We start from the raw sequence: 21128 nt of genomic DNA on the forward strand, positions 1-21128 counted from the left end.
AATGTCTCCCACTGACGTGTCCGAGGACCTGAGCGATCCGGCCGGGTTGGCGCTCGAGATTCACCGCCGGGCCCTGCGCACTCCACACGCGGAGGCCGTCGTCGACGGCGAAGTCCACCTCGACTACGGGGCGTTGAACCGGGGAGCCGCCACCGTCGCCCGGGAGCTGGGGCGTCTGGGCGTCACCGCGGGGCAGGCCGTGGCGGTGGCGCTGCCGCGGTCGTGGCGGCTGGTCTGCGTGATGCTGGGCATTCTGCGGCTGGGGGCGCAGGTCGTGCCCCTCGACACGCAGAGCCCCGCCGAGCGCCGTCACTTCATTCTCCAGGACTCCGCCGCGGTCGCCCTGGTGCATGAAACCGCCGAGGGCTTCACCGAGCTCCCCACGGAGATCAAAGCGCTCGGCGCGGACACGCTCCTGCCCGAACCGCCGGGCTCTGCCGCCCCCTTGGAGGCGCCGGCCGCCCCCGGCGAGGTGTCCTTCCTGTTCTACACCTCCGGAACGACCGGACGCCCGAAGGGCGTCGAGGTCCACGACGCCGGTATCCGGCGCCTGGCCCAACCCGGTTACATCCGTATCGCGCCCGACCTGCGCTATGCCTGTCTGGCCAATCCGGCGTTCGACGCGCTGAGTTTCGAAGTCTGGGTGCCCCTGCTGACCGGCGGCTGCTGCGTGATTCTGAGCGACACGGACGTACAGACGCCCGAGCGGCTCGCCGCGGCACTGCGGCACGGACGCGTCGACACCGTCTTCGTCACCACGGCCCTGTTCAACGCGATGGTCACGGCTGTGCCGGACTGCTTCGCCGCGGCCGGACAGGTCCTGGTCGGCGGTGAGCAGCTCAACGCACAGGTGATGCGCCGCTGGTACCGGCACAACGCCGACAGCGGCACCCGCCTGTTCAACGTCTACGGACCCACGGAGTCCACCACCTTCGCCCTGTGCCATCCCATCCCGCGCGACTTCGACGGGGACGTGGTGCCGATCGGCCGGCCCCTGCCGCAGACCGGTGCGGTCACGGTCGTACCGGGCCAGGAGCGGGTGGCCGCGCCGGGTGAGGTGGGCGAACTCCTGTTGAGCGGAGCCGGACTCGCCGTCGGATACCGCAACCTTCCCGACGAGACCGAGCGGCGCTTCGTGCGCCTGCCGTGGCTCGACGGCGGCGAGGAGACGTACTACCGCACCGGTGACCTCGTTCGTGCCGACGGCGAGGGCCTGGTGGCATACGTGGGCCGAACCGACCGCCAGGTCAAGGTCCGTGGCTTCAGGATCGAGCCCGGCGAGGTCGAACGGCGCGTCCTGACCCACCCGGCGGTCCAGCAGGCCCATGTGTGCACGCGCCCCGCCGGCCGGGAGGGGCCCAATGAACTCCTGGCGTTCCTCGTCCTCGGCCAGGAACTGTCCTACGAGGAGTTCGACGGCCACCTGGCGGCACAGCTGCCGGCCTACATGCGCCCCCACCGGATCCATCTCGTGGCCGACCTCCCGCTCAACGCCAACGGCAAGGTCGACCAAAGGGCCCTGCTCGAGCAGGCCGCCCAGCCCTGGCGGTCCACCGCCGCCGACTCCGACACGCCGGCCACCACGGAGACGGAGCGCCAAGTCATCGAACTGGCCGAGGAGATACTCGGCACCACCGGCCTCCGCCTCGGCGACCGGTGGATCGCCGTCGGCGGTGACTCGCTGAAGGCGCTGCGGTTCTGTTTCGCCGTACGTCAGCGCTGGGGCCGCGAGCTGACCCAGTCGGCCGTCCTGCACGGCGACCTGGCCGCCGTCGCCCGGTCGCTCGCCACGGCCGGTCCCGGCGAGGAGAGCGCCTTGCCGACACCGGTGGTCTCCGGTGCCCGCTCGGCGCCCGCCACCAGCGAACAGCAGCGCCTGTGGCTGATACAGCGCCGCACACCCGACTCCCGGGCCTACTCCGTCAACCAGGCCTTCCGCGTGGACGGACCCGTCGACACCGCCGCACTCCGGCGGGCGCTGCGCAGCCTCGTGGCACGACACCCGGCGCTGCGGACGGGCTTCCACCTCGGCCCTGAGGGCCTGGAGCAGACCGTGGGCGAACCGTACGACCCCTGGCACGAGCCAGGTCCCCGCCGGCTCTGGACGGAGGAAGAAGCGCACGCCTTCGCCGACACCTTCTTCGCCGAACCCTTCGACCTCGCGGTCCCCCGCATGCTCCGAGCCTGCTGGCTGCCGCGTGACGGCGGCGGCACGCTCCTGCTCCACCTGCACCACATCGCCGTGGACGGCTGGTCGTTGAGCGTCCTGCTGCACGACCTGTCGGCCGACTACGCCGGAAGCGACCGGCCCGAGGCACCCTCCCCGACCCCGCTGGACTTCGCCGTCTGGCAGCGCGACCGCTTCGCGAGCGCGGCCTATCGGGCCCAGCGCGATGAACTCCTCGCGTTCTACCGGGGTTTGAAGGAGCCGCTGGAGGCGCTGCCCCTGCAGAACGCGAGTACGGCACCGCGGGCACGCCTGCTGCACACGTCCCTCGACGTCGTTCGGCGGGCCCACGTCGACCAGCTGTGCGCCGAGTTCGGGCTGACCCGGTTCCAGGTTCTGCTGAGCGTGTTCTCCTGGTGCCTGTACGGCGTGACCGGCCTGGTCCGCCCGCGCATCGCCGCCCCGGTCGCGGGCCGCCCGGTGCGCGAGTTCGAGAACAGCGCGGGCATGATGGCGAACACCGTGCTGCTGCCCCTGACCGTCGCACCCGGGGAGGATCTGCGCTCACATCTCGCCCGCTCCGGGAACGACACCGGGCAGGTGTTGGGCCGCCAGGACGTGGCGTTCACCGACGTGCTGACCGGCTGGGAGGGCGTCGGCGACACCACACCGTTCGACTTCCTGTTCGTCCTGGAGAACACCGACTTCGGGGCGTTGCGGCTGCCCGGCTGCGCCCAGCGCCCCCTGTGGTGGGCGGCACCGGAGGCCAAGTGCCCGCTGACGGTGTCCGTTGTCGAGCATGCGGACGCGCTCGACGTGCTGTGGGAGTACGCCGAGGACCGGTTCACCGACGAGGACGTCGAGGCGATGGCGGAGCTGTTGCGGCGGGGCGTCGACGCGCTCGCGTCCGGTGGCCGCCGTACCGCCCGTGAACTCGTCCTCCCCTACCGGGAGTCCCTTCCCCGGCACGGGCGCGGGCCCGCCCCCGAACCCGGCTTCACCACGATCGCCGAAGGCTTCAGCCGTCAGGTCGCCCGCACTCCGCACGCCCCCGCCGTCGTCACGGCCGACGGCGAGACCCTCAGCTATGCGGCCCTCGACGCCCGTGCGGCGGCGCTCGCCGCGGAGCTGGCCGACCGCTACCCGATCCCGGCCGACGACAGCCTGTGCCGGGCGGCCCTGTATCTGGAGCCGTCCGTCGAACACGTGGTCTCGCTGCTGGCGCTGGCCAGGCTGAACGTCACCGCCGTCCCCCTCGACCCCTCCTACCCGGCCGACGTGCTGCGCCGCGTCCTGGAACGGATCGACCCCCTGTGCGTCCTGACCACACGGGACAGCTCGCCGCCGCTGGACACGCTGCTCCCGGACGGCGTGGCCCGCCACCTCGTCGTACCGGGGGCGGGCTCGCAGCCGCGAACGGGCGACGGCACGGGGACGTCGTACGGCGGGGACACCCGCGGCACGGTCGACGCGCCGGCCCACCGCGGCGCTCGCCCCCTGTACACGCTGTTCACCTCCGGCTCCACCGGCGTCCCCAAGGCCGTGCAGATCCAGGACCGCACCCTGTGCGACCTGATCAGGTGGCAGTCCGGTCCCGGCGGCCTGACCGCCCCGGCCGCCACCCAGCAGTTCTCGATGCTGTCGTTCGACGTGTCCTTCCAGGAGATCTTCGGGACCCTGTGCACGGGCGGCAGCCTCCAGCTCATCCGTCCCGAGTGGCGTCAGGACGTGCCCGCGCTCCTGGAGCGGCTGGACTCCGCGGGCGCCGAGCGGATCTTCATGCCCTACGTGGCCCTGCACCTCCTCGCCGAGTACGCCGTCCGCCTGAACAGGTATCCGTCCCGGCTGCGTGAAGTGGTCACCGCGGGCGAGCAGTTGGTGTGCACCGACAGCATCCGGCGCTGGTTCGCCGGGCTCCCCGGCGCGCGGCTGTTCAACCACTACGGGCCGACCGAGACCCATGTGGTCAGCGCCCTGTGCCTGGAGGGAGATCCCGGGCACTGGCCGGAGCGGCCCGCCATCGGACGTCCGGTGGCCGGGGCCGACCTGCGGGTGGTGGACGCCCAGGGCGACCCGGTCCCGGCCGGGTGCACCGGCGAGCTGCTGATCGGCGGCACCATGACCACCCGCTGCTACCTCGACGAGCCGGACCTCGACGACACCCGCTTCGTCGAACTCCCCGGAGCCGCGGGCCTGTTCTACCGCAGCGGCGACCGGGCGTTCTTCGACCGCGATGGTCTGCTGCACTACGCGGGCCGTGACGACCAGCAGATCAAACTGAGCGGGCACCGGCTCGAACTCGGTTCCGTCGAGGCGGCCCTGCTGCGCCATCCGGCGGTGGTCAACGCCGCCGTCACGCGTGACGGAGACCGGCTGACGGCCGGTCTGGAGATCCGTGGCGAAGCACCTTCCGCGGACGAGCTGACCGCGCATCTGTCCGCCCTGCTGCCCTCGTACGTTCGTGTGGAGCGATTCCGCAGGCTGGAGAGACTGCCCCGCACACCCAGCGGCAAGCTCGACCGGCAAGCCGTGCTCGGGGCTCCGGGGGGAGAGTTACGTCGTTCGGCGACCGCCGGCACGGGCCTGTCGGCCGAGGAGGAGCGCCTCACCGCTGCCTTCGAGGAGGTCACCGGATCGGTGATCGCACCGGACCAGACCTTCTTCGAGGCAGGTGCCTCCAGTCTCGCCCTGATGCGCTTCCACCTGCGCTGCACCACGGCACTCGGTCTGCGCTTCAGTGTCGCGGACCTCTTCGAACACGTCACCGTCCGCTCCCTGGCCCGGCACCTCAGCGCCCCGCGGCCCCGGACCACACCGGCCGTGCAGAACGAGGGGCCCTGGGCACCCGGCGAGCCCATCGCGGTCGTCGGTATGGCGGTGCGGGTGCCCGGAGCCCCGGACCTGGCCGCCTTCTGGGAGCTGGTGGTCTCCGGCGGCACCGGAATCCGCCGCATCGAGGCGCCGGAAGGAATGGTCGGCGTGCACAGCACGCTCGACGGCATGCTCGACTTCGACCCGGGCCACTTCGGCATCAGTCCTCAGGAGGCACGGCTGATGGACCCCCAGCAGCGTCACCTGCTGATGGCCGGCGTGCAGGCCCTGGCGCACGCCGGAGTGGCGGACACCTCGGCCGCACGGGTGGGCCTGGTGGCGGGTGCGGGTGAGAACACGTACTTCCAGTCCCTGCTCCGCGAGGCGGACCCCGACCGGCTGCCCGACGGCTTCCAACTCGCCCTGCACCACGACAAGGACTTCCTGGCCACCAAGGTCGCCTACCACCTCGGGCTGACCGGCCCCGCCTTCAGCGCTCAGACGGCCTGCTCCAGCTCCCTCGTCGCCGTGCACCTCGCCGCCGGTCTGCTCCGGCAGGGCGAAGCCGACGTGATGCTGGCCGGAGGAGTCCTCATCGACCCGGGGCTGACCGGCGGCTACCGCTATCGTCCGCAGCACATCTTCTCCGCGGACGGCGACTGCCGTCCCTTCAGCGACGACGCCACGGGCACGGTCGGCGCGAGCGGCGTCGGCGTCGTGGTCCTCAAGACGCTGCGGCAGGCACGGCGTGACGGCGACACCGTCTACGCACTCATCACCGGCTCCGCGATCAACAACGACGGTGCGCAGAAGATGAGTTACACCGCGCCGTCCCTGGCAGGGCAGCGGGAGGTGATCCGCACCGCCCTGTCCCGCGCCGGACGCACGGGCGCCGATCTCGGCTATGTGGAGGCCCACGGCACCGGCACCCGGCTCGGCGACCCGATCGAAGTGGGTGCGCTACGGCAGGCGTTCGACGTCACCGAGTCCGGTCGCTGTGCTCTGAGTTCCGTCAAGAGCCAGCTCGGCCACCTCGGCGCGGCCGCCGGAGTGGTGGGCCTCGTCCGCGCGGTCCTCGCCGTGCACCATGCCACGCTCCCGCCCAACCTCAACTTCCGTGCCTTCAATCCGGAGATCGGCCCCGATCCCACTCCGTTCCACATCCCGACCGAAGCCACACCCTGGCCCGGGGGACGTCAACGGGTGGCCGCTGTCAGCAGCTTCGGCATCGGCGGCACCAACGCCCACGTCATCGTCGAACAGGCCACCACGCCCGAGCCGGCAGCACCCCACGAGGTCCCCACCTGCCTCGTGCTCTCCGCCTCCAGTCCGGACGCCCTCGCCGCCGACGCGGCGCGCATCGCCGACTACCTCCACCTGCACCCGGAGCGCCACGAGTCGGTGCTGCGCCATCTTCAGGCCGGGCGGGTCGTTCACCGACTGCGGGCCGCGACACCGGTGACGGACGCCGCCGCGGCCGAGCACTGGCTGCGCACGGTGGCCGCGGGAGCGGTGACGCCCGGTACCGCGGACCCGGACGCCGTGCCGGTCTCCGCCTGCGGTCGCACGGCCCACGACCTCGCCGACGACTGGGCCGCCGGACGCCCGGTCGACTGGGGGGCCGCGGGCTCCGCTCCGGCGCCCTGGGACTTCCCTCCCCCGTCCTTCTCCCTCGCGACCTACGACTTCGACCGGCGATCTCAGAATCCGCGCGAGGCCCCGGCCGCCACACCCCGGCGGCTGCCCCAGGAGAACTGGCTGCACCAGCCGCACTGGGTACGCCTGCGCCGTGCCGCCGTCGCGGACACCACCGTGCCGAACGGGCGAGCATCCGCCGTGGTCGTCGCAACCTCCCAGGACACTCCGCCGACAGCACTCGCGGCCTTCAAAGCGGTGGCACCACGAGTCATACGTGTCCACCCGGCCGACACCTTCACCCGAACAGGACCGGACTCCTACACCGTGGACCCGGCCGATCCGGCATCTGTGCGCCGGCTGCTCGATGCGCTGTCCGAGGACGGTGCCCCGCCCTCCCTCGACCTGGAGTGGGTGCACGCCCTGCCCCTGGAGGTGACAGGGCCGGTCGGTCCCGGCACCTTGGAACGCGCCCGTCACGCCTGCCTGGACAGTACGGCGGCCCTGGCCCAGGCGCTGGCCGGTCGCGGCGACTCCCCACGCGTGTGGTGGCTGTCGTACGGCGCCCGGCCCGTGACGGGAACGGTGGACCGACCCGAACTGGCCCTCCTCGCCGGGCCGGTCGAGGTCTCCCATCAGGAGTCGGCCCTCAACGGTCACTGGCTCGACCTCCCCGACGGCGACCTCACCCGCTGGGCCGGACACGTGGCCTCGATCGTCGCCGAGACACCTGAGGCCGGTCATCCGGACGGACCGGACCTCCCCCGCCAACTCGCCCTGCGGGAGGGCTACTGGTGGCGGCCCGGCACCGTGCCCGTACCGGCGCCGGAGGGTGTGCACTCCCGCGTATCGTCCGCATCCGACACCGTCCACCTGGTGCTCGGCGGCACGGGCGGCATAGGCCGAGCCATCGCCGCCTGGCTGCTCGAACACACCCGCGGCAAGGTGCTGTTGCTGTCGGGAAACCCGCGCCTGCCCGAGGAACTGGACGGGTGGGCCGACCGCATCGGCCTCGTCCCGGCGGATCTCGCGTCCATGTCCGTTCACGACGTGGCCGCGGCCGTCGCCGAGCACACGTCACGGCTGGACGCCGTCGTCCACGCGGCCGGTCTCGGACATGGCGGGCTGCTCGTACGACGTGACGCCACCGCGATGCGCGACGCCGCGGCGGTCCGCGAAAGGGGCGCACTCGTCGTCGAACACCTCATCGGCGCCTTCCGCCCTGAGATCGCGGTCTACTGCTCCTCGATGTCCGCCCTGCTCGGCGGTGTCGGCCAGAGCGACTACGCGGCAGGCGCGAGCCTCCTCGACGGCTTCGCCCACCACCGGGCCACCGTGACGGAGACGACCGTCAGGATCGGCATCGACTGGGACATCTGGCGGGAGACCGGCATGGCCACGAGGGTTCTGGCCCCGGACAGCCGCCATCAGGCCCACCTCTCCGTCGGCCTGAGCGTGGAGGAGGGCAAAGCGGTCTTCGGCCATGCCCTCGCCCTGCAACTGCCTCAACTCCTCGTCTCCACCACCGATATCGAGGCCTCCCGCGCCTTCTACGCTCCTGCCGGGATCACGGATCGCTCCTCACCGGCGCGCGTGGCGGACGCGCAGAAGGAAGTCCCCGACGCAGGAGGTGCAGGAGAGCGGTCGGACGCCATGGCCCGGGTGATCAAGGAGCTGCTCGGCATGGACGAACTGGACCCCGAGGACTCCCTCTACGACCTGGGCGCCGACTCGCTGACCCTGATCAGCCTCATCGCCCAGATCGAGGAGGACTACGGCGTCGAGTTCGACCTGGCCTCCTTCAGCCACCGCGTCAGCCTCACGGAGATCCTCAAACACATCGAGGCCGCCCTCACCTCCACCGAGCACACCGCCGGGACGGCGGCGATGACCTCCACCGTCGTCCTCGACATCTGGCAGGAGGGAACCGGTCCGGCTGTCCTGTGCCTGATCCACCCCGTGGGCGGAGACATCCAGGCCTACCGCCCCCTCGTGGCAGCCCTCGGGCCCGCCCCGACGGTGTGCCTCATCGCCGACCCGGCACTCCGCGACGCCGGGATGCCCGCATGGTCACTGGCCGAGCGGGCCCATCACTACGAGGCGGCGCTGCGCGGCCGCTTCGGCCCGGGACGCGACCACCGGTTCCATCTGGCCGGATGGTCCTACGGGGCCCGTGTGGCGATGGAGATGGCGGCCCTCGCCGAGGCGGCCGGACGGCCACCGCAAGCGCTCCACCTCCTCGATCCGCCACCGCCCCAGGCAGAAGCGCTGGTGTCCGCCTACGACGAGACCCGGCTGGAAAAGGTGTTCGCCGCCGAACTCGGCGCCGGCGCCGCCTCGTTGCCGACCGAGCACGCACAGGCGTACGCCGAGAGACTGGCCCGCTGCTGCCGCGCGAACCTGCGCAGCCTCGGGGAACATCGCGTACGGCCGCTCGTCTCCGTCCCCACCTGTCTCTGGCTGGCCGAACACCCCACAGCGGGGATGCCCACCCCCACGGACCCTGAGGAGACAGAGCGGCAGTGGAACACCTGCCTGCCCCCGTCCGCCGTACGCAGGTACCTGCCCACGGACCACTACGGCATCGTCGCGGCGCCCCACGTGGACACGGTGGCCGCGACCATCAGGGCGACGCTGTCATCCCCGGATGCCCTTGCCCACCGCACCGCCGACCTGTAAATCCCCACCGCGCCCCTGGAGGACGACATGGAGTCGTACGAGCTCGAAGCACTGGAAGCGGTGACCACGCGTCCCACACACCCCTACCGTACGATCACCGTCGAGAGGATCACTCCAGTCCTGGGAGCGGAAGTCTCCGGCGTCGACCTCTCGCAGGAGATCCCGCCCGAGCAACTGCAGGACATCCGGGCCGCCTTCCGCGACCACCATGTCCTCGTCTTCCGCGACCAGACCATCACCGCCGAGCACCACAAGCGCTTCGCCGCCGCCTTCGGCGAACTCCGCCCGGTCAACCCGCCTCCGCCCGAGGGCGATCCCTACATCCTGGAGATCCGTACGACCTCGGCCGCGGCGGACGTGGCCGGCAACGGCTGGCACGCGGACGGCACCGCCGACGCCGAACCGTCACTGGGGTCGATGCTCTACATCACCGAGACACCGGAGCCGGGGTGCGGCGGCGACACCCTCTTCGCCAACATGCACCTCGCCTACGACATGCTCTCCCCGGCCATGCGCGCCCTGCTGGACCCGCTGACCGCGATACACGACGGTGCGCAGGCCCTGGCCGGCTACACACCGCCGCCGGACTACGTCATCCCGAAGAGCGAACACCCGGTCGTCGCCCGGCACCCCGAGACCGACCGCAGACTCCTGTACGTCAACAAGGCCTACACCAGCCGCATCCCGCAGCTCTCGGCCGACGAGAGCCGCGCCCTGCTCGACGTCCTCTTCGACATCATCGCCCGCAGGCCGGTCCTGCACTGCCGCGTCCGCTGGACCCCGGGCACGCTGGTCTTCTGGGACAACCGCTGCGTCCAGCACCACGCGACCTACGACTACTACCCCTACGCCCGCTACGGCCAGCGCGTCGCCATCAACGGCGGCCCGGTCAAGGGCTGATGTCCCGAAAGGTCGGCGTTCATGGAGACCCACGGGATCGTTCGCCGTCGCACGGCGGAGCGTCGGCGCGACACTCTGAAACGGCTCGTCACCGAGCGGGACGTCTGGGTGTCGACGGCACATCCTGCTCACGGACCGCACCAAGTGCCCTTGTGCGTGCCTGGCGCGGTGAGCCGGAACTTCGCGGTCGCGTCGTCATGCGCGACGGGACGTGGCTGGAATAGCGGCCGTCCCGGGTGGCGCCCCCCTCTCGGTCCCAACCAGTCGAACAGCGCGCAAGGGTTCCGGGCACTCCAACTCGCCGGTTCTGACCGAGCCTGAGGAGCAGCCGTGCCCCGGGGATCTCGCGCGCTATCGCCTTTCCGTTTCCGACGGGGAAGAACCGGTCGTGGCGCCCGTGGACCCCAGCGTCGGGACCTCGATCTCGGGCAGGCGCTCGCGCCAGCGGGGTGTGCGGTCGAGCCTGGAGAACACCATGCCCCGCTGGTCGGCCATCTGCCGCACGGTCCGTCACCCCCTCTGGTTCGGCCCCGCGTTGGGATCAGAGGGTGAGCACGAGCTTGCCCTGGAGGTGGCCGGCGTCGAGCAATCGGTGTGCGTCCACGACGCGCTCGAACGGGAACGTCTCCTGCACATGAACCCGGAGCCTTCCCTGTTCGACGAGTCCGACGAGGCCTCGCAGGGCGATGGGATCCGGGTCGACGGCGATGCCGCTGAAGCGCCTGCCGGCCGCCGCGTACATGGCGGCGAGCTCCGCATCGTCCTCGGCGACCGCCGTCACCAGGTGACCGCCCGGGCGGAGCACTTCAAGCGAGCGCTCGACAGTGTCGCCGCCGATCGTGTCGAGAACCACGTCGACGTCACGGACCGCCCTGGTGAAGTCGACCGCCGTGTAGTCGATCACCTCGTCGGCGCCGAGGTCCTCGACGAACTTCCGCTTGCTCCCGCCGGCGGTCGTGATCACGTACGCACCGAGCGCTTTGGCGATCTGGATCGCGACGTGGCCGACGCCGCCGCCTCCGCCGTGGACCAGGACGCGGTGGCCCTCGGTCACGCCGGCGAGGTCGACGAGGCCCTGCCACGCCGTCAGCCCGACGACCGGCAGCGCAGACGCCTCCACGTGCGAGAGCTGCGCCGGCTTGGGTGCCAGGTGCAGCGCAGGCGCGGACACGACCTCGGCGTAGGCGTTCGCCGGCTGCGGAAACAGCGGCATCCCGAACACCTCGTCGCCGGGTCGGAAGCGCCACGTCTGCGGCGCCTCCTCGACCACGCCGCTGATGTCCCAGCCGAGGACGAACGGCGGCCGGCCGATCAGCGGGAACTCGCCCGCGCGCAGGCGTGCCTCCAACGGGTTCAGCCCGATGGCCTTGACGCGGACGAGAACCCCGGCCGGCCGCGGCTGGGGCTCGGGAGCGTCCACGATGGTGAGCACCTCGGGACCGCCGAGCGTCTGTTGGGTGATGACGCGCATGACTCTCCTGGCTCGAAGGGGGGTGAGAAAGCCAGGCTAGGTTTCCGACAGGAACCAGCAGGTTCCTGTCACGCGGGTACCTTGGCGCCATGAGCGGTTTCGGTGCCTGTGATGCCTTCCTCGCCGACTGTCCGGCTCGTCTGGCGGTCGAGCTGATCGCCGACAAGTGGACGGTGGTGGTGCTCTCCGGCCTCAGCAGGGGCCCGGTGCGCCACGGCGAGCTGGTCGGGCTGATCGGTGGCATCTCCCGCAAGATGCTCACCCAGACGCTCCGACGGCTCGAGGCGCACGGGCTCATCCGCCGCCACGCCTACGCCGAGGTGCCGCCCCGCGTCGAGTACGAACTCACGCCGCTCGGGGCGACGCTGATCGATCCGATCCACACGCTGACCGAGTGGGCGAGGACGAACGGCGACGCCGTGCTCGACGCCCTCGACGCCCACGCCGAAGCGGTCACCACCGGCGACTGAGCCTCCTGCAACGTAGTACGTGGTCTCGGCCGGGCGCTTGTTCTATGTGCCTGGCTCGCACAGGTAGAGGGTCTGCCCGGTGGCCATGGCAGCCGAGCCGTCGTACGCCGAGGCCGGGACCTTGGTGCAGGTGGCCTGTACCCAGGTGGTGATCTCCGCCGCCGCCGTCTGCTCCGTCGCCCCGGTCCCGGCCGCCGTCCCGTCACCGGTGACGCCCGGCAGGGCGCCGGCGCCCCTCCCCCGTCCGCCGCCACCGAGCAGTACGTATCGCACCTTGCCGCTGACGACCAGTTGGCGGAACCGGTTCTCGGTCGGGGACGGCACCCGGCCGCTGAAGCCGCCGATCGGCAGAACCTTCGCCCCGGTCGCCAGAATGTACGGCGACGCCGAGCTCCAGCTGGTGGTGGCGAACACATAGGCCGCCGAGCCGTCATGGGCGCGTGTGTAGGCAAGCAGCCGCTGCTGTGCCGGGGTCAGCGCACCGCCCGAGGCCGCCCCGCCGAAGCCGCCCATGCCACCGGCGGTCCCGGTCCGCCCAGCGCCGCCCGCACCGCTACGGGCCACTTGCCTTGACGTCGCGCCGCCGGCCCATGCCATGTGCCCGAAGCGGGCCGACCCGGGCCGTGTCGTTCCGAAGCCGCGGCCGGTGCCCGAGGGGCCGACCGCGCCCATCACACCGGTGCGGTACGACGGGGCGAAGACCTGCACCGCCCACGCGCTCGGCGCCAGGAGAAGAGCCGCGAGTGCGGCGGCCAGACCGCCGAGTGCCAGTCTGCCCCCGGCCCGGCGCCCGCCCGGACGCGCCATCAGAAGCAGGGCCAGTGCCGCGACGGCGAGCACCCCCACCGCGGGCGCCAACCACGGTGCGAAGGACGTGAACTGCCCGGCGAGATAAGCCGCCCAGGCCGCGGTCGCCGCCACCGCGCCCGGCAGGACCCAGGCGCGCGGTCCACCGCCCCGGTAGCCGCGCCACATCAGTACCGTCCCGGCGCCGGTGAGCGCGGCGAGCGGTACGGCGATGACGCCCATGTAGTACGTGTGCCCGGCGACGCTGCCGGCGCTGAAGACCAGGAAGTACACGGCGAGCCAGGTGGCCCACAGGAGGTATCCGGCGCGAAGCCGATCGGTACGCGGCCGGCCCCGCGTCCACAGCAGTCCGCACACGGCGGCGATGGCCGCGATCGGGTAGAACCAGCCGGTCTGGGAGGCGAGCGACGTGCCGAACATCTTCGACCAGCCGTTGTCGTCACCGCCGAACCCGCCACCGCCGCCGCTCCGTGGAGCAGCCGCGCCGAGGGCACGACCGCCGCCGTAGGTGTGGTGACCGGCGTGAGCGCGGGTGCCGCTTCCGGCACCGGGGGCGCCGTACGCGCCCGGGCCGGTCGACGAGCCCGATCCCCGGCCCGTGTCCTGGCCGGAGGTGCCGCCATGACCGTTGCCTCCCCCCTGCGAGGCGGAAACGCTGCCCGTGGAGGCCGCGCTGATGCCCAGGGAGGAGAAGCGGGACAGGAAGTTGTAGCCGACCACCATGCTGAACGCCGAGTTGTTGGTGGTGCCGTCCACATAGGGCCGGTCCTTGGCCGGAGTGAGGGTGACGGCGAGGATCCACGACGCCGACACAGCCGTCATGACCAGGGCGGCGACGCCGAGGTGGGTCAGCCGTCGGCGCAGCGTGAGCGGTGTGGAGATCAGATACACGAGGGCGAGCGCCGGCAGCACGGCCCATGACTCGAGCATCTTGGCCTGGAAGCCGATGCCGACCCAGACGCCGGCCATGACCAGCGGCCGGAGCCGGCCGTCGCGCGCGGCCCACTGGGTCGCCTCGGCCGCGAGCAGCAGGCACAGCGTGAACATCGGGTCCTCGACCGAGGTACGGAACAGCCCGACCGCGACGGGGGTCACCAGAAACACCGCGCCGGCGATCAGAGCGGCGTGCGCGCCCGCCCAGCGCGTGACGACGCGATGGAGAACGAGCAGGCTCGCGACGCCTTCCAGGACCTGCGGCAGGGTCAGTGCCCACGCATGGAATCCGAAGATCCGCGCGGACAGCGCCTGCGGCCAAAGGAACCCCGGCAATTTGTCGAGCGTGATGGAATTTCCGGGATCGAAGGACCCGTAGAAGAAAGCCTTCCAGCTCTCCGTCATGCTGCGGGCCGCGCTCGCGTAGAACGTGTGGTACTCGCTGCGGTCGATACCCCAGGCATAGAGCACGACGGCGAGCACGACGAGAACCAGCAGCGCAGGGCGTGCGTACGCCGGCTCACCCTCGGGTGATCGCCATGGCGGACGACGGTATGAGCCGACGGGCGCGGTTGCGTTGAGGACGTTCGAGGCCATGCGCAGCAGTTTTGGTCACGGCATCTCCCCGCAACACCGACACGGCCCCGTTTCAAGGGAACTCTCACCGCGACAAGGGGAATTCTTTAAGCGCATTGCACGGAAATGACACCGGTCGAGTGAAGCCCTTACTCGCAAGGGAACCCGTTCTCATCTGACAGTGGCTCAGGCGTCTCTGCCCTGCCATGTGGTCACGCAGGCCTCGTTCCCCTCCGCGTCGGAAAGGACCCAGAAGGCCGGGGCACGGGTCGCGGACACCAGTCGGCCGCCCGCCGCCAGCGCGGCGTCGACCCGCCAGGACGCCTCGTCGTGCGGGACGCTGACGTCCAGGTGGACCCGGTTGCGCTGTGGGCGTGCCCGGTCCATCTGTTGGAACCAGACCGCGGGCCCCACCCGGAACGGGTCGACGAGCGGATCTTCCGGTCCCGCGCCGCCCAGTTCGTCGGCGTAGCCCAGGACCGCCTTCCAGAAGGGCCGAATCCGGGCGATGTCCAGCGCATCGATCGCGATCTCCACGAGCTGGACGGACCGCTGTGCGCCGGTTCCGATCCCGGGCTCTGTCCGCAGCCCGGCTTCGCGAACCGTCGCGGAGATCCGATGGGCGAGTTCGACGTCCCGGTCGGTCACCCACGCATGGGCCGACGATTGCAGAGTGAGCACGACCAGATCGGGGCGGGCATCGACCCGAAGATGCTGATCGGCGTCGTCACCGCACACCGCCACGCCGTCCGACGTCACGCTGATTCCCTGGGCCAGCGACCGGACCGGGACGGACGTCTGCAGGGTGCCCAGCAAGTAGCGCCAGCCCTGCTCGTGCACTGCCTCAGACGCCTGCTGTCGGCTCAGTGGTTGCTCCATGACGCCATCCTCACAGCTCACGATCATGGCAGGAAGCCGTTCCCGGGCTGGTCCAGCGTCCTGCCGCCGCCCGAGTCGGTTCCGCCGCGCAGGTCTTGCGCAGGCCCTCAGCCGCAGAGCGGGCGGTTCCCGCCGCTCCGGGAAGACGGAGCGGCGGGAGGGAGCGAGCGGGGCGGGCCCGGACGGCGGGTCAGCCATGGAACTGGTTCGCGGGGACCGGGAGCCCGTAGTGCTCGCGCAGGGTCGTGCCTTCGTACTCCTCACGGAACAGGCCCTTGCCGCGCAGGATCGGCAGCACGTGCTCGACGAAGGCCGCCAGGCCGGACGGCAGGGCGGGGGCCATGATGTTGAACCCGTCCGCAGCACCGCCCTCGAACCAGGCGATGATCGTGTCCGCGACCTGCTCGGGCGTGCCCACGAACTCGAAGTGGCCGCGTCCGCCGCCGAGCCGGGAGATGATCTGCCGGACCGTCAGCTGCTCACGCACCGCGAGCTCGATGATCAGGTCGGATCGGCTCTGCGAGCCCTCCAGCTTCGGCCTGGCCAGGATGAAGTCCGGTAGCGGGGCGTCGAGTTGGAAGACCGACGGCTCGGTCTCGAACACGGCGGCCAGCTGGCGCAGCCCGTACTCGGGGACGCGCAGTTCGTCGAACTGCCGGGCCAGCGCCCGGGCTTCCTCCTCGGTCGACCCGATGTAGGGGACGATGCCCGGCAGGACGATCACGCCGTCCGGATCGCGGCCCGCCGCCACGGTCCGTGCCTTGATGTCGGCGTAGAAGGCGGCCGCGCGCTCGTACGTCGTGTGAGCGGTGAAGATGGCCTCGGCGTGGCGGGCGGCGAAGTCCTTGCCGTCCTCCGAGGAGCCCGCCTGGACGAGCAGCGGGTAACCCTGCGGTGGGCGCTCGACGTTGAGGGGGCCAGCGACCTTGAAGTACCGGCCCTGGTGGTCGAGCCGGTGCAGCCGTTCGGGGTCGGCGTACCGCCCGGTGTTCTTGTCGGCGGCGACGGCCTCGGTCTCCCAGCTGTCCCACAGGGCCTTGGCGACCTTAAGGAACTCGTCGGCGCGGGCGTAGCGTTCGGCGTGGCCGGGACGGTCGTCGAGGCCGAAGTTGGCCGCCTCGTCCGCGCCTGCCGAGGTGACGATGTTCCAGCCGGCGCGGCCGCCGCTGACGTGGTCGACGGAGGCGAGGCGACGGGCGAGGTTGTACGGCTCGTTGTACGTCGACGACACGGTGGCGATGAGACCGATCCTGCTGGTGGCCTGGGACAGCGCGGTGAGCAGGGTCAGTGGTTCGAGCTGTCCCGGGGGCCGGAACTCGCCGGTGCCGATGAGGGCCGGGCCGTCCGCGAGGAACAGCGAGTCGAACTTGGCGCTCTCGGCGAGCTGTGCCAGCTCGATCCAGTGCCGCAGGTCGAAGTCGGCGCGGGGGTTGCTGTGCGGGAGCCGCCAGGCCGCCTCGTGGTGGCCCGCCTCCATGAGGAAGGCGTTGAGGTGGAGTTGTCGTTGTGGCGCGCTCATGAGGTGACCTTCAGCTTGGAGCTGTCGTAGCCGGCCGGGAGGAGGTTGTCGGTGATCGACTTGATGTCGACCGTCTTGGTGATCTGGCCTGCCTCCAGGAAGGCGTCCGCGAGCTTCTGCTCGGCCGCGACGTCCGCCGTCTCCACCGGTGTCACGCGGGTCTCGAATGCCTTGACGGAGGCCTTGGCGTCGTCCAGCGGGATGCCCTCCTCCTTGGCAAGCGCCTCGGCGTACTTGTCCTCGTGCTTGATCGCCCAGGCGAACTCGCCGGCCAGCCGCTGCAGGACGTCCGTGAGCGCCGCCCGCTTGGTCTTGTCGTTGAGCGACTTCTCGCTGGCGACGTAGTAGCTGCTGGTCTGGTCGATCGGCGGCAGGCCCTTCGCCAGAATGCGCGCGCCGTTCTTCACCGCGATCGCGGACTGGGGATTCCAGATCGACCAGGCGTCCACCTTGCCGGTGTTGAACGCCGTGGCGCCGGCCGCCGGGTCGAGGAAGACCAACTGCACGTCCTTGGGGCCGAGGCCGACGCTCTTGAGCGCGTTGAGGGCCAGGCCGTGGGCCGAACTGCCCTGCGGGACGGCGATCTTCTTGCCCTTGAGGTCCTTGAGCGACTTCAGCGGTGATCCCTTGGGAACGATGATGTTCTCGTTGGACTGGGTGGGCGTGAGCGAGCGGTTGACCGCGACCACCTTGAAGCCGTACTCCTTCGCGGCGCCGGTGATCGGCGGCACGTCGCCGACGCTGCCGAGGTCGATGTCGCCCGAGGCGGCGGCCTGCACGAGCGGCGGGCCGTAGGTGAAGCGGGCGAACTTCACCTTGTAGGACGCGTTGGCGAACGCGCCGGTGATCCGCGCCAGTTCCTGGCTGCCGTCACCGCCGTTGTCGCCGATGGTGAAGGTGTACTTGCTCCACTCGGGGTGCTTGGCGTCGCTCGCGTCGACGGCTTTGCTCAGCGGCGCGGTGGAGTCCGAGGAGGATCCGCAGGCGGCGAGAGTACCCGCCAGGGCGAGCGAACCGACGGCGCCGATGAGTCTGGTCGTTCTCTTTCGCATGGGTTGTCGTGCTTTCTGTGCTGGGTGAGGGTGTTCGGGAAGGTCAGTGCTGTCCGGCGAGGCCGAGGTCGGCCAGGAGCCGGGCGCGGAGTTCCTCACGGGCGACGCTCGCCTCCCGGTCCGCGGCGGTGAGGCTCACCGAGTGCGAGCTGCCGATGCGGCCGTTGCTCATGACGACGATGCGGTCCGCCAGGGCGATCGCCTCGTCGACGTCGTGGGTGACCAGGAGCATGGCCGCGTGGTGCTTGCTGCGCAGCGCGCGTACGAGGTCGTGCATGCGCAGTCGGGTGATGGCGTCCAGGGCCGCGAACGGCTCGTCGAGCAGCACCAGTTCGGGCTCGGAGACCAGTGCCCGCGCGAGCGACACCCGCTGGGCCTCGCCACCGGAGAGCTCCTTGGGCCAGGCCTTCTCGCGGCCCGAGAGTCCGACCTCGGCGAGCACCTCGCGGGCCCGCCGGTCGGCGTCGGGGCCGTGCAGGCCGAGCGTGACGTTGCGCAGCACCCGCTGCCAGGGCAGCAGCCGGTCGGCCTGGAAGACGATCGCGCGCCGTGCCGGGACCTCCACGCGTCCGCCGTCGGGCCGGTCGAGGCCGGCGAGCAGCCGCAGCAGGGTGCTCTTGCCGCAGCCCGAGGGGCCGAGCAGGATCACCAGCTCCTCTTCCTCGATGGTCAGATCGAGGCGGTCGAGGACGCGCCGGTCACCGAACTGCCGTACCACCTGCTCGACGACGACCCCGGTCCGACGGCGCGGTTCCGTCGTGATCGTGCTGCTCATGACGCCTCATAACTGGGTCGCCACCGCAGCAGCACCCGCTCGAGAGCCCGGACGAACTGGTCGGCGAGCAGACCGAGGAGCGAGTAGATCACCAGCCCGACGAAGACCTGGTTGGTCTGGAGATACGTCTGCCCTTGCGTGATGAGGAAGCCAAGTCCCTTGTCCGCGTTGACCGTTTCCGCGGCGACCAGTCCCAGAACGCTGTACGCGAGGGAGAACCGGAGGCCGACCAGGAACCCCGGCAGGGCTCCGGGCACCAGTACGCGTGTGACCAGGCGCCAGGTGCCGGCGCCCGTCGTGCGCGCCATCTCGATCAGCCGCTGGTCGACGCCCCGTATCGCGGCGAACAGGTTGAGGTACATCGGGACGCCGGCGCCGAAGGAGATCAGCAGGACCTTGGTGAGTTCGTCGATGCCGAACCACACGATCATCAGCGGCAGCACGGCGAGGAGGGGGATCGTGTTGAGTACCTGCACGAGCCCGTTGAAGAGGTACTCGCCGCTGCGCAGCAGCCCGCCCAGGACGCCGGTGACGACACCCACCGTCAGACCGATCGCCAGGCCGATGCCGGCCCGCTGCAGCGATATGGCCAGGTCGGGCCCGAGGACGCCCTGTTGCCACAGGTCGACGGCCGACTTCACGATCGAGGTGGGCGCCGGGGCGTAGGTCTTGGACACCACGCCCGCCCGGGCGAGCACCTCCCAGGCGAGGAGGATCGCGACCGGAGTCGTGTAGATGCCCAGCGGCCAGCGCAGGCGCTCGCGGAGTGTGCGCAGCGGTGTCCGTCGGCGGGCGTCGATCGGCAGGAACACCTCGCGTTCCCGCGCGTTCGTCGTCGTCTCCGCGACCGGGCCCTTCACGACCGCCGGTGCCGGGATGCGGATCTCGGTCATGCCGCCACCGCCAGTACGCCGCTGTAGTGCGAGGCGTCGCCGAGGAGTTGCTCGCTGCGGCCACCGTCGACTCCGGCGGGCACTTCCCCGGCGACGGTCACCCGGTTGAGGCGGCGCGGGTGGTCGTCGTAGTTGTCCACGCCGTAGTGCTGGGTGATCCGGTTGTCGAAGATCAGCAGCTGGTTCGGGGACCAGGTCCAGCGCAGGATGTTCTCCGGGCGGGTGACGTATGACTGCAGGATGCGCAGCAGATCCGCCGAGTCACTGCCCGACAGGCCGACGATCCGCTTGGCGAACCCGCCGATGAACAGCCCGCGTTCGCCGGTCAGCGGATGCACCCGCACGACGGGGTGCTCGGCCTCGTAGGGCGTCGAGACGAAGACGCGGTCGTACTCCTGCCGTTCGGCGGTGGTGGGCTCGGGGCGTGCGTAGTCGTACTGGTTGGTGTGCACGACGCGCAGGGTGTCGGCGAGGGCGCGCAGTGATTCGGGCAGGTCGCGGTAGGCCGCGGCGGCGTTGGCGATGAGCGTCTCGCCGCCGTAGGGCGGGATCTCGATGGACCGGAGCGTGGTCACCTGGGGCGGGTTGACCACGAAGGTGACGTCCGTGTGCCATTCGTTGGCCTTGGACGTCTCGCTGTCGACGGCGAGCACGTTCGTCGTGCCGTCGGCGGCCGGCACATTGGGGTGGGCGGTGGTCAGCTCGCCGAACCAGCGGGCCACACGCTCCTGGCCGGCGTTGTCGAGTCGCACGTCGTCGAACACGATCGCCTTGTGCTCGTTGAGGGCGTCTCGCAGCGTCGTGACCGTCGCGAGGTCGGGGGGCGCCGTGAGGTCGACGCCCTCGACGACGGCGCCGATGCGGCTGGTGAGCTTACGGATGGACGGAGGCATGAGGGGGTCCCTCCCGGACAGACGGGCACACGCGAACGGGCGCAGGGGATGACGTAACGGGGTGAAGGGGAAACGCGTGGTCGCAGGGCCGCCGCAGGCGCGTTCTCAGCGGCCGCGTCGGCGTACGCGAACAGGCTCCCGACTCATGCGACTCATGCGACTCATGCGAGGAGGAGAGGAGACGGGGAGCCCTCAGGAGGTGAGTACGACGGTCCTGCGGGGAGAGGCATCACGGTGCGGGCGGCTCAATACCGCCTCACGCCGACGCGCATCCAATGCACGCGCGGCTGTCGCCGGGGACCACTTGCCGGGTCAGCGACAACAAAACGCGCTGGAGACGTGCGCCAGATCGATGTGGCGCCGCCGAGTGAGGTCCACGCGCGGGTTCATGAGACGGGAGTTCAGCAGAAGCCGCCACGTTGGTCAATAACTTCCCGGACAGGTCTTGCATTGCGGACACGGGGACCTTCTCCACCTCTTTCCGACCTTGACATCCGCGGGGACGGGCGACGTACGTTGAGGCCGAGAGTTCCTGATGGGTGGAGGCTTCCATGCACGTACTGAGCGCGCCCTCGCGCCGTACGTGCACCGGTGCGCGGCTGATCACCCGACGGCATGTCGACTACTGCCGTACCTCCTCCGCGGTCTGTCCTTCCGTATCCGCCTGA

At 70.9% G+C, this 21128-nt stretch carries 11 protein-coding genes and 1 pseudogene; 4 read left to right on the forward strand and 8 right to left on the reverse strand.

Annotation, left to right across the window (positions count from 1 at the left end):
* The first annotated feature begins 16 nt into the window (after positions 1 to 16).
* From ACWCQ1_RS36590 to ACWCQ1_RS36600, 3 genes and pseudogenes are all read left to right on the forward strand, one after another.
* Positions 17 to 9292 (forward strand): amino acid adenylation domain-containing protein, encoded by a 9276-nt coding sequence (locus ACWCQ1_RS36590; protein WP_451028320.1) that lies wholly within the window; start codon positions 17 to 19, stop codon positions 9290 to 9292.
* A 27-nt stretch (positions 9293 to 9319) separates the two neighbouring features.
* On the forward strand, positions 9320 to 10192 hold the full coding sequence (locus ACWCQ1_RS36595) for a TauD/TfdA dioxygenase family protein (RefSeq protein WP_358601690.1): 873 nt from the start codon (positions 9320 to 9322) through the stop codon (positions 10190 to 10192).
* A gap of 21 nt (positions 10193 to 10213) precedes the next feature.
* Positions 10214 to 10345 (forward strand): annotated as a pseudogene (locus ACWCQ1_RS36600) (pyridoxamine 5'-phosphate oxidase family protein); the annotation flags it as partial.
* A 388-nt stretch (positions 10346 to 10733) separates the two neighbouring features.
* Here the strand turns inward: ACWCQ1_RS36600 and ACWCQ1_RS36605 are convergent.
* Entirely contained in the window at positions 10734 to 11663 is a 930-nt protein-coding gene (locus ACWCQ1_RS36605; RefSeq protein WP_358601686.1) for an NADP-dependent oxidoreductase, read from the reverse strand.
* 89 nt (positions 11664 to 11752) lie between these two features.
* On the opposite strand from ACWCQ1_RS36605, the gene ACWCQ1_RS36610 reads away from it, so the two are divergent.
* Entirely contained in the window at positions 11753 to 12133 is a 381-nt protein-coding gene (locus tag ACWCQ1_RS36610) for a winged helix-turn-helix transcriptional regulator (RefSeq protein WP_358601683.1), read from the forward strand.
* A gap of 42 nt (positions 12134 to 12175) precedes the next feature.
* Here the strand turns inward: ACWCQ1_RS36610 and ACWCQ1_RS36615 are convergent, their stop codons facing one another.
* From ACWCQ1_RS36615 to ACWCQ1_RS36645, 7 genes are all read right to left on the reverse strand, one after another.
* Complete coding sequence (locus tag ACWCQ1_RS36615) at positions 12176 to 14470, reverse strand: ArnT family glycosyltransferase (protein WP_451028321.1); 2295 nt, start codon at positions 14468 to 14470, stop codon at positions 12176 to 12178.
* Between the two features lie 165 nt (positions 14471 to 14635).
* The gene (locus ACWCQ1_RS36620; protein ID WP_451028322.1) at positions 14636 to 15328 is read right to left on the reverse strand and encodes a VOC family protein; all 693 of its coding nucleotides are present in this window, start codon (positions 15326 to 15328) and stop codon (positions 14636 to 14638) included.
* A 190-nt stretch (positions 15329 to 15518) separates the two neighbouring features.
* Entirely contained in the window at positions 15519 to 16847 is a 1329-nt protein-coding gene (locus ACWCQ1_RS36625) for an LLM class flavin-dependent oxidoreductase (RefSeq protein ID WP_358601674.1), read from the reverse strand.
* Positions 16844 to 17899 carry an aliphatic sulfonate ABC transporter substrate-binding protein gene (locus ACWCQ1_RS36630; protein WP_358601671.1) on the reverse strand — a complete coding sequence of 352 codons (1056 nt, stop codon included), beginning with the start codon at positions 17897 to 17899 and terminating at the stop codon, positions 16844 to 16846. Before ACWCQ1_RS36630 ends, ACWCQ1_RS36625 begins: the two co-directional genes overlap by 4 nt.
* 43 nt (positions 17900 to 17942) lie before the next feature.
* The gene (locus tag ACWCQ1_RS36635; RefSeq protein ID WP_133043891.1) at positions 17943 to 18674 is read right to left on the reverse strand and encodes an ABC transporter ATP-binding protein; all 732 of its coding nucleotides are present in this window, start codon (positions 18672 to 18674) and stop codon (positions 17943 to 17945) included.
* Positions 18671 to 19567: an ABC transporter permease gene (locus ACWCQ1_RS36640; RefSeq protein ID WP_358601668.1), complete on the reverse strand. Its 897-nt coding sequence runs from the start codon at positions 19565 to 19567 to the stop codon at positions 18671 to 18673. Before ACWCQ1_RS36640 ends, ACWCQ1_RS36635 begins: the two co-directional genes overlap by 4 nt.
* Positions 19564 to 20460, reverse strand: a complete 897-nt coding sequence (locus tag ACWCQ1_RS36645) for a TauD/TfdA dioxygenase family protein (protein WP_451028323.1) — start codon at positions 20458 to 20460, stop codon at positions 19564 to 19566. Before ACWCQ1_RS36645 ends, ACWCQ1_RS36640 begins: the two co-directional genes overlap by 4 nt.
* Positions 20461 to 21128 lie beyond the last annotated feature (668 nt).

Source organism: Streptomyces sp. NPDC002144 (genome assembly GCF_053593695.1).

Bases quoted from the DNA above. Each gene is read 5' to 3' on its own strand.
- ACWCQ1_RS36610 (WP_358601683.1), top strand. From the start codon at position 11,753: ATGAGCGGTTTCGGTGCCTGTGATGCCTTCCTCGCCGACTGTCCGGCT.
- ACWCQ1_RS36595 (WP_358601690.1), top strand. From the start codon at position 9,320: ATGGAGTCGTACGAGCTCGAAGCACTGGAAGCGGTGACCACGCGTCCC.
- ACWCQ1_RS36615 (WP_451028321.1), bottom strand. From the start codon at position 14,470: ATGGCCTCGAACGTCCTCAACGCAACCGCGCCCGTCGGCTCATACCGT.
- ACWCQ1_RS36605 (WP_358601686.1), bottom strand. From the start codon at position 11,663: ATGCGCGTCATCACCCAACAGACGCTCGGCGGTCCCGAGGTGCTCACC.
- ACWCQ1_RS36635 (WP_133043891.1), bottom strand. From the start codon at position 18,674: ATGAGCAGCACGATCACGACGGAACCGCGCCGTCGGACCGGGGTCGTC.
- ACWCQ1_RS36625 (WP_358601674.1), bottom strand. From the start codon at position 16,847: ATGAGCGCGCCACAACGACAACTCCACCTCAACGCCTTCCTCATGGAG.
- ACWCQ1_RS36640 (WP_358601668.1), bottom strand. From the start codon at position 19,567: ATGACCGAGATCCGCATCCCGGCACCGGCGGTCGTGAAGGGCCCGGTC.
- ACWCQ1_RS36620 (WP_451028322.1), bottom strand. From the start codon at position 15,328: ATGGAGCAACCACTGAGCCGACAGCAGGCGTCTGAGGCAGTGCACGAG.
- ACWCQ1_RS36630 (WP_358601671.1), bottom strand. From the start codon at position 17,899: ATGCGAAAGAGAACGACCAGACTCATCGGCGCCGTCGGTTCGCTCGCC.
- ACWCQ1_RS36645 (WP_451028323.1), bottom strand. From the start codon at position 20,460: ATGCCTCCGTCCATCCGTAAGCTCACCAGCCGCATCGGCGCCGTCGTC.